The following is a 14645-nucleotide window of genomic DNA, read 5'->3' on the forward strand; positions in this document are numbered from 1 at the left end:
CATGGCCGGAATTCTCTATCTGGTCCCCACTCCCATCGGCAACCTGGGGGACATCTCCCACAGGATCGCCAAGACCCTGGAGGAGGTGGACTTCATTGCCGCCGAGGACACCCGGGTGACCCTGAAGCTGCTGAACCACCTGGGGCTGAGGAAGCCCCTCATGAGCTACTACCGCCACAACACCGAGGGGGCTGGGGAGCAGGTCCTCTCCCGCCTGCTGGCGGGGGAGAACGGAGCGCTGGTCACCGACGCCGGGACCCCCGCCGTCAGCGATCCGGGGGAGGACCTGGTGGCCCTGTGCGCCGCCCAGGGTGTGACGGTGACGGCCATCCCCGGCCCCTGCGCCCTTGTCACCGCCCTGGCGGTGTCCGGCCTGCCCACGGGGCGGTTCACCTTCGAGGGGTTCCTCCCCATGAACAAGAAAAACCGCCGGGCCCACCTGGAGGGCCTCAAGGGGGAAGAGCGGACCATGATCTTCTACGAGGCCCCCCACAAGCTGACCGCCACCCTGGACGACCTGGCGGAGGCCTTTGGGGGAGAACGGCGGATCGCCCTGTGCCGGGAGCTGACCAAGCTTCACGAGGAGATCTTCCGCACCACCTTGGCCGGGGCCGCGGCCCGCTATGGCGCCGAGAGCCCCCGGGGGGAGTTCGTGTTGGTGGTGGAAGGCGCACCCGCGCCTGAAGAGGCGGGGGCCACGCTGGACGACGGCCTGGCCCGGGTGGCGGAGCTCCGGGAGGGGGGAGCCTCTCTGAAAGACGCCGCCCGGCAGGCGGCCAAAGAGCTGGATCTGAGCAGGAATGAGCTCTATGCCGCCGCGCTGAGATAGGATAAAGGTTTTGCAGTTAAACGTTGCAAATTGGAAGCTGTTTTTCTTTCTTTTTCGACTGTGGCGTACAAAGCTTCGTTAGAATATTACAGATTGTAATAAAATGAGACAAAATTCGACAATTTTATGATAAAAAGTCCGGGCACCCGTCGGGGTGCCCGGACTTTTTATCATAGAGCCGATTCGAGACCGGCCAATTCCTTCAGGCAGTTCTGGCAGACAATCTTCCCCCTGAAATTGACCACGTCGGTGGCGTCGTCACAAAAAACACAGGCGGGCTGGTACTTCCGAAGCACGATGGAAGAGCCGTCCACGTAGATTTCCAAGGAATCCTTCTCCTCAATATCCAGTGTGCGGCGCAGTTCGATGGGCAGTACGATCCGGCCTAATTCGTCGACTTTCCTAACAATACCAGTGGATTTCATATATTTTGTCTCCTTCTATGTAAAATGGACAAATTACAACTTACTATAGTGAAATTATAACATGCTGTATAAGAATGTCAATCAGAAAATGGAAAATCAGGCAGAAAATTTTAGATGAATTTTCTAAAATGTGGAAATCTGTCGAAGCCCGCCGGCGGGGCACATAGCTTGGCCCCGGGGCGCATAGAGTGGAGGGACGAGAGGAGTGGATATGATGGCCATGTCGATTATCTGGACGGGGATGGTGGTGGTCTCCGTGGTGTGCGGGCTCATGCTGGGCAACGGTCCGGCAGTGGCCGCAGCCGCCGTGGAGGGGGCCGCCGCCGCCATTGAACTGTGCCTCACCATGGCGGGGGTGCTTTGCCTGTGGATGGGGGTCATGGAGATCATGAAGCGGTCCGGTTTGGCGGATAAGCTCTCCAAGCTCCTGCGGCCCATCCTCTGCCGGCTCTATCCCGACTTCAAAAAGGACAGGGAGACCATGGACGCCGTGTCCGCCAACGTCTCCGCCAACCTCCTGGGGCTGGGCAACGCCGCCACCCCCCTGGGGATCCAGGCCGCCCGGCGGATGGCGAAAAAGACGCCGGGGGTGGCCTCAGACAGCCTTTGTATGCTGGTGGTGTGCAACACCGCCTCCATACAGCTCATTCCCACCACGGTGGCCAGCGTGCGGCTGGCGGCGGGGTGCGCCGCCCCCTTCGACATCCTGCCGGCGGTGTGGCTGGCCTCGGCCGTCTCAGTGACGGTGGGGGTGCTGGCGGCCAAGATCATGGGAAAAGTCTGGAGGAAATGAGCATGGAGCTGCTGTTCAATATGGTGGTCCCCCTCACCATCGCCTTTGTGGCCTGCTGGGGCATGGCCCGGCGGGTGGATGTGTACGACGCGCTGGTGCAGGGGGCGGGGGAGGGGCTGGGGGTCCTCATCAAGATCGTCCCCGCCATGGTGGGGCTGATGACGGCGGTCTATATGCTCCGGGCCTCCGGGGTGCTGGAGCTGGCGGGGCAGGCCCTTGCCCCCTTTCTCACCCGGCTGGGCGTGCCGCCGGAGACGGTAGGGCTGCTGCTGGTGCGGCCGGTGAGCGGCAACGCCGCCCTGGGAGTGGGGGCGGAGCTTATCTCCACCTACGGAGCCGACTCCACCGTCGGCCGCACCGCCGCCGTCATGCTGGGCTCCACCGAGACCACCTTCTACACCATCGCCGTCTACTTCGGCGCCGCCGGGGTGTCCAAGACCCGGTACGCCGTCCCCGCCGCCCTCTGCGCCGACGTGGCCGCTTTCCTGGCGGCCTCCTGGGCGGTGCGGCTGTGTTTTGGATGAGAAAGGATTGACAAAACCGCCCCAGTGGGATTACAATATGTAAATCCTACTGAAAAGAGAGGAATTCATATGAAAATTGCTTCCATTCTCACGGACCTGATCGGAAACACGCCGCTTCTGCGGCTGGAGCGCTTCGCCCCCGGCGGTGGGGTGCTAGCGAAGCTGGAGTGTATGAATCCTCTGTCCTCCGCCAAGGACCGGGCGGCGCTGTACATGATCGACGAGGCGGAGCGGGCGGGAAAGCTGGCGCCCGGCGGCGTCATCGTGGAGCCCACCAGCGGCAACACTGGGGTGGGCCTGGCCTACATCGGGGCCCTCCGGGGCTATCGGGTCATCCTCACCATGCCCGAGTCCATGTCCGTGGAGCGGCGCAATCTCCTCTCCGCCCTGGGGGCGGAGCTGGTGTTGACCCCCGCGGCGGCGGGCATGTCCGGCGCGGTGGCGGAGGCGGAGCGGCTGGCCGCGGCCCTCCCCGGCGCCTGGATCCCCGACCAGTTCGGCAACCCCGCCAACCCCAAAGCCCACTATGAGACCACCGGCCCCGAGATCTGGCGGGACACAGACGGCGCGGTGGACGTGCTGGTGGCCGGCGTGGGCACCGGCGGCACCCTCATCGGCGCGGGCCGGTACCTGAAGGAGCGCAAGCCCGGGGTGAGGGTCGTGGCGGTGGAGCCCGCCGAGTCCCCCCTCCTCTCGGGCGGTGCGGCGGGGTCCCATAAGATCCAGGGCATCGGGGCCAACTTCATTCCCGGCAATTATGACCCCGCCCTGGTGGACGAGGTGGTCCGGGTCCCCGGTGACGCGGCCATCGCCGCGGGCCGGGAGCTGGTGCGGACCGAGGGGCTGCTGTGCGGCATCTCCTCCGGCGCGGTGGCCTGGGCCGCCCGGGAGCTGTCCCGGCGGGCGGAGTACGCCGGAAAAACCATCGTGGCGGTCCTCCCCGACACCGGGGAGCGGTACCTGTCCACCGAGCTGTTCTCAAAATAAGCGGAAAAGGGCCCCGCCGGTCACCCGGCGGGGCCCTTTTTGAAATGAGTTAGGTATCAGGGCTCCAAATACTTAAGGGGAGACATTGATAATCCAAGTTGATTTGAAATTCATGCTCTGCCGTTTGGACACAAGATGGTGACAAAAGGACGACATAAGCCTTGGACTGATATTTTTCTACTTTGGCTGCTGTCGCAGAATCTATTACAATATTTTTGGACGAACTCACGATATTATCCATAAGCCACATATCATTTTTTGCTGGATATTGATAGGCGTACAAATAGAACCAATACTCAGAAGCGTCTGTTAAACCATTGACGCCAAGCGTATTATTTTCAGGGTTGAAATAAGCAAGCAAATCATCTGCAAAAGAGGTTTCCTGAGACGAAAAATGTATATTACAAGGAATGACCATCTCATTTCCTGTGGTTTCCCCATCCATTCCAGTGATACTTAGATGTACACTCTCAACATCGTCTATGCAGGAGATAGAAAGTGTTTTTGTGGGTAAATCATAAACACAATTAAAAAAAGATCCAAATGGTGGGAACCCAGCACAAAAATCTAAGTCCCCCTGATATAGTTGATAATTAGCTCCACCGGAGCTGGTGCTGAGAAGAACTTGTTCATTACTATCACATAAATCTATATTTACTTGGGAGACATTTGAAGACCTGGAATCGAGGGTCCAGCTAATATTTAAGCAACTCCCGTAACTAATGGGGATTGCTTTTACAGTATAATCAGCAAAAGTGGCAAGGGGTCCATAATCAATAGGAGGCGTAGGTTCTGGTTCCTCATATTCCGTAACCGTGAGGGTTATAACAGGAGAATCAAGCTGTAACCCATCAGTGGATAAACGGCAAAAGAAATAGTAAGTGCCAGGTATTTCTGCACTTAAAGTCACTCCTGGACAATTTCCCCATTGCCATTTAACAGGGGCAGCCCCGCTCTTTTCAATGTCATCACATTGGTACCATTGGTAGTAAATAATGTAGCTTAAATCTTCGATACCATTAACCAGAGTATGCGCATCGCAACGAACACCGATGCTACTTTGGGTATCTGTACTGTACTCGGAGTCAGGAGATTGAATAATTTCAATTTCAATCGATGAGGCGGTTTTTGGGAAAGAAACTGATAAAGTGATTTTGCTGTTTTCAACAGTTGTCTGCGCAAGCTCCCCATTTGTGATAGAAATGCTGGGGGAGGAAAACTGATAGGAGGAATTAGCGGGTTCAATGGTTACTGTTGCGGTATAATCTGTATCAAGGGCGAATCGGTTGTCATTTAGTGAGGGAGACCACGCTGTTTCTGCAACTATGTAGCCGGTTCCAGTTGCCACTGCGTTACTAGCCGGCTTTAGAGCTTTGGGCACAGATAGCTTTATATTTACTGAATTAATAGGTGTGACGCTGGGGGAGGAAGGACCACCGCCCCCACCTCCACCGCCGCTGGACGAGCTGTCCTTGATTTCGTTGCCCTTATCGTCCTTGGGCTGTTCCACGCCCTTTTCCACAAAGACAGTGGAGGGCTTCTGCCCGCCCAAGACCACGTCGCTGGCGGCCACTTCGGCTTTCTTGATGGTGCCGGAGTTCTGCACCGTGGCGGCCCCGCCCAGGGTGAGGGTGCCGACGCTGGCCCCTTTTTCCACGGTGAGGGTGGCGCCCGCGGTATCCTTGGGCACATCCAGCTTTTCCACCTTGGCGTCTCCACCTAGGGTGACCTGGGCGTTCTCTACCGCCACGGTGAGGCTCTCGATGGAGCCGGAGGCGGCCACCACCGCCACATCACTGGCCACGACCACGCCGGTGAAGTCCCCCTCCAGGGTGACACCGTCCCGGCCGTCGGCCACGTTGACCATGGGAATGGGGGCGCCGCTCTCGTTCACCAGCCGCACCTTGCCGGAGGCGGTCTTGGTGACGATGACGGTGCCGTACCGGGAGGCGTCCCCGGCGATGTGGATGGAGTGCTCACCGCCGCCCCGGATGATGAGGCGGCCGTCCACCCGCACGTTCTCCAGCGTCACATCGCCGTCGCCCACGGCGTCGGCGATGATGAGGTCGCCCTTGACCTCCATATCCTTCAAAACGGCTTTGTCGGCGGCCACCACCAGGCTGCTTTCCGCATCCCGGGAGTAGTCCCCGGCCTGGGTCACCAGATCGGAGACCATGTTGTCCAGCATGGTTACCAGGCTGGCCCGGGTGACGTCCCCCTCCGGGTCAAACACGCCGCTGCAGCCCTGGAGCTGCCCGGCGGCGGTGAGGGCGGACACCGCCCCCAAGGCCCAGTCGGCCACGTCGGCCTTGTCGGAGAAGGGGAGCGGCGCTTGCCCGTCCTCCACTTGGAAGGCCCTGGCCAGAAGCACAGCGGTTTCCTGGCGGGAGAGGGGGTCGCCGGGGCGCACCCGTCCGCCGCTGCCCTCCATGATCCCCGCGGCGGAGAGATGGAGGATGGAGTTGGTGTACCAGTTTTCGCCTAAATCGGAGAAGGTGTTCTCCCCCGTCTCCCGGTAGCCCATCACCCGGTCCAGGATGGCGGCCAGCTCCCCGCGGGTGAGGGGGTCGTCGGGCCGGAAGGCTCCGTGATCGCCTTGGATGACGCCTTTGGCGCTCCACCGCCCGACGGCGGCCTCGGCCCAGTGGCCGGAGGTGTCGGAATAGGAGGCGTCCGCCTCCGCCGCCCCGGCGGGGGCGGACAGGGAGAGGGTCAGAGCAAGCGCCAGGGGAACACAGAGGAACCGGTTCATGGACAGCACGCCTTTCTCTCAAAAATCGCCGTTTTCCAGAAAACGGCGTGTGGAGCATGCTCCACACGATGGAAATTGCTTCCTTTATTGTTAGTATAGTATCCATGGTAACAAAAAGCAAGGAAAAAATAGAAGAGGGACGGATTTTGTAACAAATCCGTCTCTCTTCTATTCAGTCGCACTTCTCGTGGTACCGTGTCACCAGATCGGCCAGCGTGATGTGGTCCACCACCCCGGCCACGGCCTCCTGTATCTTGGCCCACACCTCCACGGTGACGCAGCGATCCATCCGCGCGCAGCAGCTTCCGTCCGTGGCGCAGCTCACCGGGGCCAGGCTGCCCTCCAAAACCCGCAGGATCTCACCCACGGTGTACTCGGCGGGCGGACGGGTCAGCAGGTAGCCCCCTCCGGCCCCCCGGACGCTGCGGACCAGGCCGGCCCGGCCCAGCTGGGTGACGATCTGTTCCAGATATTTGTCTGAGATCTCCTGCCGCTCGGCGACATCCCGCAGGGGGACCGGCTGGCCGGAGCCCGTGAGGGCAATGTCCAGCATCAGCCGCAGGGCGTACCGGCCCTTGGTGGATATTTTCATGACGGTCCCTCCCGACACCTTGTTTTCCTATCGTATTGATATCATATCATAATTCTGTGAAATTTCAAGCAAAAAGAACTTGACTTTAGCGCCAAAAAGTGCTAAAGTAACGGACAGAAAGCAGGTGACGCCTCCATGGTCAACCAGAACCGGCATGGGTATTGCTATTATTACCGCTATTGCGATAGCGGTTTTTTGTCATGCCCATGACCGGCCCTGCCGTCACTGAATCGTAGACGCGGCAGCCCGATTGGGGCTGCCGCGTTTTTTCTTGATCTGAGAAAGGAGAACATAGTATGGTCGTCATTATGAAGCCGGGCTTCAGCCAGGAGGAATTGAACAGCGCCATCAAGGAGATGGAGCGGGGCGGGGTCAACGTGATGATCTCCCGGGGCTCCGAGACCACCATCCTGGGGGCCGAGGGCAACGCCCAGGGCATCGACATCGAGAAGATGCAGGCCCTTCCCGGTGTGGAGCGGGTCATGCGGGTCAGCGAGCCCTACAAGAAGGCCAACCGGAAATACCACCCCGACGACAGCGTGGTGGAGATCGCCCCCGGCGTATCCGTGGGCGGGGAGCGGCTGCTGGTGGTGGCGGGGCCCTGCTCGGTGGAGAGTGAGGAGCAGATCACCGCCGTCGCCCGGGACGTGAAGGCTGACGGGGCCCAAGCCCTCCGGGGTGGCGCCTTCAAGCCCCGCACCTCTCCCTATGCCTTCCAGGGCATGGGGTACGGCGGGCTGGACCTGCTGGAAAAGGCCCGGATCGCCACCGGCCTGCCCGTGGTCACCGAGCTGATGTCCACTGATGATATCGACTACTTTGTGGAGCATGTGGACGTCATCCAGATCGGGGCCCGGAACATGCAGAACTTCGACCTTCTGAAGCGGCTGGGGAAGACCACCAAGCCTATCCTCCTCAAGCGGGGGCTCTCCGCCACCATCGAGGAGTGGCTCATGTCGGCGGAGTACATCCTGGCCGGGGGCAACCCAAATGTCATCCTCTGTGAGCGGGGCATCCGCACCTTTGAGACCTTCACCCGCAACACCCTGGACCTGTCCGCCGTGCTGGCGGTGAAGCGGCAGTCCCACCTGCCGGTGATGGTGGACCCCTCCCACGCCAGCGGCCAGGCCTGGATGGTGGAGCGGATGAGCCTGGCGGCCATCGCCGCCGGGGCGGACGGCCTCATCATCGAGGTGCACAACGACCCCGTCCACGCCCTGTGCGACGGGCAGCAGTCCATCACCCCCGCCCAGTTCAAGGACCTGATGGACCGGGTGGGCCGGGTGGCGGAGTGCGTGGGGAGGACGATTTGAGATGAAGCGGTTCGTCATCGTGGGCCTGGGCCTGATCGGCCAACCCCCACGGGACTCCGTCCCGCGGGGGCCCCGTTGATTTGATCAAACGCGCCATTCGGCGCGGGCGCTGACGCGCCTAGAGTCGCTGGGAAGGCGAGAAGAAAAGAGAGGCGCTTTATATGTCAAAAAGGTTTGTCATCGTCGGTCTAGGTTTGATCGGCGGCTCCATGGCCCTGGCCCTCAAGGGCTTTGAGGATTTTGAGATCGTGGGCGTGGACGTGTCCGAGCCCACCCTCCGCTTCGCCCGGGAGCACGGGGTGGCCGACGCGGTCACCAACCGGGCCCGGGAGGCGGTGGAGGGGGCGGACGTGGTGATGCTGGCCCTCCACCCCCAGGGCATCCTGGACTTCCTGGAGGAGCACCGGGACAGCTTCAAAGCCGGGTGCCTGGTCACCGACGTGTGCGGCGTGAAGTCCGCCGTCATGGAGGGGGCCAAGTGCCTGCCCCCCCAGGTGGACTTCATCGGCTGCCACCCCATGGCGGGCACCGAGTTCTCCGGCGTGGAGCACGCCTTTGCCGAGATGTTCCAGGGCTCCCACCTGATCCTGACCCCACGGGAGGACAGCACGGAGGAACACCTGGAGTTGCTGGAGCGGCTGGCCCGGCACATCGGCTGCCAGGACGTGGTGCGGACCACCCCAGGCCAGCACGACGCCATCCTGGCCTACACCAGTCAGATGATGCACATCATCGCCGTATCGGTCTGTGACGACCCCAGCCTCTTTGCCTGCAAGGGCTACGAGGGCAGCTCCTTCCGGGGCTGCACCCGGGTGGCGGCCCTGGATGTGAGGCTGTGGACCCAGCTCTTTTCCCTCAACGCCCCGGCGCTGGTGGGATGCCTGGACACCCTCATTGGAAATCTCAGCGCCTACCGGGAGGCCATCGCCTCCGGGGACCGGGAGGCCCTGGCGGGGAAGCTGGCCTGGTCCGCGGACCGGAAGCGGAAGATGGACCTGCCGGGGCCGGACCTGCTGGGCTGAACGGGGCCCGGCCCAAGAGACCCGGGGGCCCTCCCGGGAACAGAAAGAGACCGCCCGCCGGATCCTGCCGGCGGGCGGTCTTATGGTTATTTTCCCTGCACCATGCGGACCATGTCCCGGGTCACATCGGTGGTATAGGGGTTGAGACAGGAATTGATGATCTCTAAGCTGGCCTCGATGTCCAGGGCGTAGCAGTCCCGGACCCCCTCGAAGGTGACGGTGCCGTCCCCCGGCAGGGTGGCGGTGGTCAGATCGGCGAAGTCAAAGCCCAGGGCGGGCTCCACGAACCAAAGCATGTTGGCCAGGGACAGGTCGGTCTTTACATACTGGGAGAAGATCTCGATATAACTGCCCACCTTCTGGGGATTGGAGAGGACCTTCTTGGCGATGGTCTTGATCATCTCCTGCTGGGTCCGGGTGCGGCCGATGTCCGCGTCGGGGTAGGCGTCGTAAATATTGTTGGGATAGGTGCCCGGCCCGTCGGAGTTCTTCCGGCAGCGGACCACGGCCAGAGCTTGTTTGCCGGTGAGGTGCTGCATTCCCGGCTCGAAGTGGATGTGCAGGTCCTGGTCGGGGGCGTCATAGCTCATGTGGACGGGCACGTTGAAGTCCACGCCGTCCACCGCGTCCACAATGGCCACGAAAATCTTGGTGTCGATGAGGATATAGTGGTCGATGGGGATGCCCAGCACCTCGCTGACGGCGTCCTTCAGCTCGCCGATGCCGCCGCCGGGCAGGGCGTATGCGTTGCCGTTGGAGTAGGCGGCGTTGAGCTTGTGGTATTCCCAGCCCTCCCGGTCCACCAGGGTGTCCCGGGGGACGGAGACCAGGCCCATCTTCTGGTTGGCCGTGTCGTAGGTGCATACCATGATGGTGTCCGCGCTGCCGCTGACCTGGTCCTCCGCGGCCAGCAGGAAGGTCCAGGTGCTCTCCTTGCGCTGGAGGCCCTTGCTCTCATCCTCCTCGGTGTCCGGGTTGTCCGTGACGACGGCGGCGGAGGGCTGGGCCGGGATCTGGGCGGTGCTGGGCCGTTTGGCGGCCAGCTTATAGGCGCAGAAGAGGACCACGATGATGGCGGAGAGGACCACAAGGGCCCGGTAAAGCCCTCTCCCCAGCCGCCGAAGAGGAGAGGGCTGTTTGCGGTTTTGTCTGGATGCCACGGGCATGGTTCCCCTTTCCGGTGTTTCAAATCAGTATGCCCAGTATACATAAATTTTACCACCGGCGCAAGGGGAGAGGGGAAAAATAAGAAAAACGTTACATCCTGTCGTCAGGAGTTCCGGCACAGCAGGGCGGCGGTGAGGGAATTCACCGCCCCCAGCAGATCCATCAGCAGTTGATTTTGACAGGCCAGCTGCTCCAGCACTTGGGTCATGGCCGTGGGCAGGTCCTCTTCCGAAGCGGGGCAGAGGCCGGGCGCCGGCTGGGGGATGGGGTAGGTGTAGCGGCGCATGGGCTCGGCTTCTGCCTCCAGCTCCCGCTGGGCGTCCAGCACCCTGGCGTGGGCCCGCTGAGCGGTGCGGTATGTACGGTTGTCGCGCCTTACCATGAAAAATACCTCCTTTCTCTGTTATCCTATTCTATGCGCGGGTCCGAAAAGGGCGACAGCTTCTTGACAGGCCCCCGGGAATTGGGTAGACTAGACTGGAATTCGGAAAGGAAGGATGGAAGATGAACGTGAAATGGAATAAACTGCTGGCCCTCACCCTGGGCCTGTCTTTGCTGGCGGCTTGCGGCCCCAAGGAGGCCCAGCCCACCCCCACCCCGGAGACGACGGCGTCCCCGGAGGTCACCGCCACCCCCGCCCCGGAGGGGACGGCCGTGAACGTGGCCATGCTCAAGGGCCCCACGGGCCTGGGCGCCGCCAGGCTGATGGCTCAGAGCGACGCCGGGGAGACCGTCAACGACTATACCTTCTCCGTCCTGGCTGAGCCCGCCCAGGCGGTGGCCGCCCTCACCAGCGGAGAGGTGGACATTGCCGCCGTGCCCACCAACATGGCCTCCATCCTCTATCATAAGCCGGACGTGGACATCCAGCTCCTGGCCCTCAACACCCTGGGCGTCCTCTATATCCTGGAGCGGGGGGACACGGTAAACTCCCTGGCCGACCTGGCGGGGAAGACGGTGTACGCCACCGGCCAGGGGGCCAACCCGGAATACGCCCTCAACTATCTCCTGCGCCAGAACGGCCTGGAGCCGGGGGAGGACGTGACCATTGAGTGGAAGGCCACCGGCGACGAGGTGGCCGCCGGCATGACCGCCGGGGAGATCGACCTGGCCATGCTCCCGGTGCCCGCCGCCACCAGCGTGCTGATCCAGAATCAGGACGTGCGCAAGGCGGTGAGCCTGACCGAGGAATGGGAGAAGGCCGGGGCCGACGGGGTGCTGACCATGGGCTGCGTGGTGGCCCGGGCCGAGTTTGCCCAGGCCCACCCCGAGGCGGTGGACACCTTCCTGACGGAGTACGGCACCTCCATCGCCTATATGTCCGACGAGGCCAACCGGGATGACGCCGCCGCCCTGGCGGAGACCTACGGCATCGTCCCCAAGGCCGCCGTGGCCAAGAAGGCCCTCCCTGACGCCAATCTGTGCTTTATCACCGGGGACGACATGATCGACGGCATCCAGGGCTATTATGAGGTCCTCTTCGCCGCCGACCCCGCCTCCATCGGCGGCTCCATTCCCGACGGGGCCTTCTACTATCACGCCAAGTCGTAATCTATGAAAGGGAAATTACTCCGGGTGGTCCTTCCCCTGGCCTTTTGGCTGGCGGTGTGGGAGGCGGCGGCCCATCTGCTGGGGAAGGAGCTGTTCCTGCCCACGGTGGAGGCGGTTGTCCGCTCCCTGGGGGAGCTGGCGGTGACGGGGGCCTTCTGGCGCTCCGCCGCGGCCACCCTGCTGCGGGTGCTGGCGGGCTTTCTGCTGGGGGCCCTTCTGGGCACCGGGCTGGGTGCCCTCACCGCCGCCTGCCGGTGGGGGGACGTGCTGCTCTCTCCCGCCCTCCGGGCCATTCGGACTGTACCCGTGGTCTCCTTTATCCTGCTCCTCTATTTCTGCCTGCCCACCGCCCAGGTGCCGGTGGTGGTGTCCGCCCTCATGGCCCTGCCGGTGGCCTGGCGGTCGGCCCGGCAGGGCATTGCCGCCGCTGACCCCCTCCTGGTGGAGCTGGCCGGGGCCTACCGGCTGGGCCGGTGGAAGACCCTCCGGCTGGTCTATCTCCCCGCCGCCCTCCCCGCCTTGGCCGCCGGATGGGAGACCTCCCTGGGCCTGGCCTGGAAGTCCGGGGTGGCCGCCGAGGTGCTGTGCCAGCCCAAGTGGGCGGCGGGGACGGCCCTCCAGGCCGCCAAGGCCTACCTGGACACCCCGGGCCTGGTGGCCTGGACGGTGGTCATCATCCTGATGAGCGTGACGGTGGAGGGCCTGCTGAGATGGGCCCTCCGGCGCTGGAGAGGGGGACGGGGCGCATGATCGAGGCCAGAGGGATCACGGTCCGCTACGGAGACCGGCTGGTGCTGGACCGGTACGATTTTTTCGCCCCGGAGGAGGGGCTGACCTTTCTCTCCGGCCCTTCGGGAGAGGGAAAGACCACCCTGCTGCGGGTGCTGGCGGGGCTCCTCAGCCCGGAGACGGGCCAGGTCTCCCTGCCGGGGCGGCCTGTCATTCTCTTCCAGGAGGACCGGCTGTTTCCCGGCCTCAGCGTCTGGCGGCAGGTGGAGGCCGTCCTGCCCAAGGGAAGGCGGGAGGAGGCCGGCTGCTGGCTGGAGCTGGCCGAGCTGACCCAGGCGGCCCATCTGCTGCCCGGGGAGCTGTCCGGAGGCATGGCCCGGCGGGCGTCCCTGGCCCGGGCCCTGGCACTGGAGGGGGAGGTCTGCCTGCTGGACGAACCCTTCGCCGGGGTGGATCTGGACCGGGCAAAGCGAGTCTTGGAGAGAATCCGCCTGCTGGGAAAGCCCGTCATCCTCACCGGGCACATCCCGGAGCTGGCCGCCCTGTGCGACCGGACCGTGGAACTGTGATAAAAAGGAGCCCACGCCAGCGGCGTGGGCTCCTTTTTTATTTCGTCTCGGTTGAGGCGGGGGTGATGGGCTCGTCGTGCTCGAAGGTGTCGAAGTAGTCCTCGTCCTGGAGGGTGGGACGGCGGTGCCGCACCACCGCGGTGATGACGGGGTAGAGGACGATGGCCACCAGTCCGCCGGAATAGCCGTTGTTATAGAGGTTGATCCCCTCCACCGGGGTCCCCGCGTGGAGTACCACCGAGGCGTGGAGGAACCCGGCCAGCACCCCGAAGGGCCAGCCGAAGTAGCCCGAAATGGGGGCCAGGGTGGTGCAGAACAGGCCGGCCAGCTGGACGGAGGAGTCGTTGATGTTCCACTGCATGGTCAGTCCGCCGATGAGCACGCCCAGCATGACGGGGGTGATGTTCCGCCAGTGCTTGCCATAGGCGGAAAAGCCGATGATGGTAAAGATGCCGCCCAGGGTGGGGCCGTTCAGGTCCCCGCCGATGGCCAGGATGTAAACAACGCCGATAAGGCCGTTGACCCCCATGTTGATCAGGACGGGGGCGGCGCCGTAAGTACGCAGGAAGTCACTGGGCGCCCGGCCGGTGGCCTTCAGGAGGTGCCGGTAGCCGGCCCAGGCGGCCCAGGGGGGCCGGTTGCAGAAGAAGAGCCCGGCGATGATGAAGATGAGGCACAGCCCCGCCATGAAGATGCCCAGGGTGGTGTTATAGCCCTTGGCCCAATAATAGGCGGTGGTGGGGGCGTGGCCCATGGAGCTCATGACGGGGACCATGATCATGGCCACCAGGCCGCAGGCGAAGCCCATGTTGTAGAGGTTCATACCGTTTTGGATGCGGTAGGTGTAGGCCGACAGGGAGGGGAGGACAAAACCGATGCACACCCCCAGCAGGATGCCCGTGACGAAGCTGGTCCAGTCTCCGGAGAAGCACACGAAGCTCACCACCGGGGACAGGGAGGTGGCCAGTAGGGAGACGTTGGAGTATTTCACGAAGGGCTCCCGGCGGAACCGGGCGTAGAGGAAGGAGCCCAGAATGATGGGCCAGATATTGAAGATGTTTTTTCCGAAAAGAGAGAACCCGCCCATCAGTCCCAGGGTGACGATGGTATAGCCGTTCAGCGGGTCCTGCACCAGCCACAGGATCAGAAGGCTGGCCAGAATGACCAGAGCGGAGTTGACGAAGGCCGCCCCGATCCCCGCCAGCTCGATGTAGTCGGTGATGAGGGAGTCCTCCATCAGGATGATCCGCTGCATGCCGGTCCAGATATTTCCCGGCGTGTCCAGCACGAAGGCCAGAAAGATCAGCGCAGTGCAGTAAAAGATGGCGGCCGGGTATATCTTCTTATATCGCATCGTCGTATTCCCCCAGTTTTTGGGTCCCTGTGCGGTAT

At 62.8% G+C, this 14645-nt stretch carries 15 protein-coding genes; 9 read left to right on the forward strand and 6 right to left on the reverse strand.

Features of this window, described 5'->3' with window-relative positions; translation table 11 throughout:
* Nucleotide 1: 1 nt before the first annotated feature.
* Complete coding sequence (rsmI, locus tag AAEU42_RS01185) at nt 2-829, forward strand: 16S rRNA (cytidine(1402)-2'-O)-methyltransferase (protein ID WP_342231688.1); 828 nt, start codon at nt 2-4, stop codon at nt 827-829.
* A gap of 170 nt (nt 830-999) precedes the next feature.
* On the opposite strand, the gene AAEU42_RS01190 is transcribed toward rsmI, so the two are convergent.
* Complete coding sequence (locus AAEU42_RS01190) at nt 1000-1254, reverse strand: AbrB/MazE/SpoVT family DNA-binding domain-containing protein (protein ID WP_342231689.1); 255 nt, start codon at nt 1252-1254, stop codon at nt 1000-1002.
* 214 nt (nt 1255-1468) lie between these two features.
* Here AAEU42_RS01190 and AAEU42_RS01195 point away from each other — a divergent pair, with 214 nt between their 5' ends.
* The 3 genes from AAEU42_RS01195 (at nt 1469) to cysK (ending at nt 3558) form a co-directional block, all read left to right on the forward strand.
* Nucleotides 1469-2047, forward strand: a complete 579-nt coding sequence (locus AAEU42_RS01195) for a nucleoside recognition domain-containing protein (protein ID WP_342231690.1) — start codon at nt 1469-1471, stop codon at nt 2045-2047.
* A 2-nt stretch (nt 2048-2049) separates the two neighbouring features.
* Nucleotides 2050-2571, forward strand: a complete 522-nt coding sequence (locus tag AAEU42_RS01200; protein WP_342231691.1) for a spore maturation protein — start codon at nt 2050-2052, stop codon at nt 2569-2571.
* A gap of 69 nt (nt 2572-2640) precedes the next feature.
* Nucleotides 2641-3558 (forward strand): cysteine synthase A, encoded by a 918-nt coding sequence (gene cysK, locus AAEU42_RS01205; RefSeq protein WP_342231692.1) that lies wholly within the window; start codon nt 2641-2643, stop codon nt 3556-3558.
* A gap of 49 nt (nt 3559-3607) precedes the next feature.
* Here cysK and AAEU42_RS01210 read toward each other — a convergent pair whose 3' ends face one another.
* Both AAEU42_RS01210 and AAEU42_RS01215 read right to left on the reverse strand, forming a co-directional pair.
* Nucleotides 3608-6310, reverse strand: coding sequence for an S-layer homology domain-containing protein (locus AAEU42_RS01210; RefSeq protein ID WP_342231693.1), 2703 nt, complete (start codon nt 6308-6310; stop codon nt 3608-3610).
* Nucleotides 6311-6482: 172 nt separating this feature from the next.
* A complete protein-coding gene (locus AAEU42_RS01215; RefSeq protein WP_342231694.1) occupies nt 6483-6902 on the reverse strand; it encodes an RrF2 family transcriptional regulator in 420 nt (139 codons plus the stop codon).
* Nucleotides 6903-7198: 296 nt separating this feature from the next.
* Between AAEU42_RS01215 and aroF the strand changes: the two genes are divergently transcribed.
* Nucleotides 7199-8215 carry a 3-deoxy-7-phosphoheptulonate synthase gene (gene aroF / locus AAEU42_RS01220; RefSeq protein ID WP_342231695.1) on the forward strand — a complete coding sequence of 339 codons (1017 nt, stop codon included), beginning with the start codon at nt 7199-7201 and terminating at the stop codon, nt 8213-8215.
* A gap of 161 nt (nt 8216-8376) precedes the next feature.
* Nucleotides 8377-9237, forward strand: coding sequence for a prephenate dehydrogenase (locus tag AAEU42_RS01225; protein WP_342231696.1), 861 nt, complete (start codon nt 8377-8379; stop codon nt 9235-9237).
* An 86-nt stretch (nt 9238-9323) separates the two neighbouring features.
* Here AAEU42_RS01225 and AAEU42_RS01230 read toward each other — a convergent pair whose 3' ends face one another.
* Both AAEU42_RS01230 and AAEU42_RS01235 read right to left on the reverse strand, forming a co-directional pair.
* Entirely contained in the window at nt 9324-10397 is a 1074-nt protein-coding gene (locus tag AAEU42_RS01230; RefSeq protein ID WP_342231697.1) for an LCP family protein, read from the reverse strand.
* 110 nt (nt 10398-10507) lie between these two features.
* On the reverse strand, nt 10508-10786 hold the full coding sequence (locus AAEU42_RS01235; protein ID WP_342231698.1) for a hypothetical protein: 279 nt from the start codon (nt 10784-10786) through the stop codon (nt 10508-10510).
* Nucleotides 10787-10908: 122 nt separating this feature from the next.
* Here AAEU42_RS01235 and AAEU42_RS01240 point away from each other — a divergent pair, with 122 nt between their 5' ends.
* The 3 genes from AAEU42_RS01240 to AAEU42_RS01250 are packed head-to-tail and all read left to right on the forward strand — an operon-like array spanning nt 10909 to nt 13253.
* Nucleotides 10909-11955: an ABC transporter substrate-binding protein gene (locus tag AAEU42_RS01240; protein ID WP_342231699.1), complete on the forward strand. Its 1047-nt coding sequence runs from the start codon at nt 10909-10911 to the stop codon at nt 11953-11955.
* Between the two features lie 3 nt (nt 11956-11958).
* Complete coding sequence (locus AAEU42_RS01245) at nt 11959-12705, forward strand: ABC transporter permease (protein WP_342231700.1); 747 nt, start codon at nt 11959-11961, stop codon at nt 12703-12705.
* The gene (locus AAEU42_RS01250; protein ID WP_342231701.1) at nt 12702-13253 is read left to right on the forward strand and encodes an ATP-binding cassette domain-containing protein; all 552 of its coding nucleotides are present in this window, start codon (nt 12702-12704) and stop codon (nt 13251-13253) included. Before AAEU42_RS01245 ends, AAEU42_RS01250 begins: the two co-directional genes overlap by 4 nt.
* A gap of 37 nt (nt 13254-13290) precedes the next feature.
* Here the strand turns inward: AAEU42_RS01250 and AAEU42_RS01255 are convergent, their stop codons facing one another.
* Nucleotides 13291-14607 carry a DUF1576 domain-containing protein gene (locus AAEU42_RS01255; protein ID WP_342231702.1) on the reverse strand — a complete coding sequence of 439 codons (1317 nt, stop codon included), beginning with the start codon at nt 14605-14607 and terminating at the stop codon, nt 13291-13293.
* Nucleotides 14608-14645 lie beyond the last annotated feature (38 nt).

The sequence above is a fragment of the Pseudoflavonifractor phocaeensis genome, assembly GCF_038439875.1.
Lineage (GTDB): Bacteria > Bacillota > Clostridia > Oscillospirales > Oscillospiraceae > Vermiculatibacterium.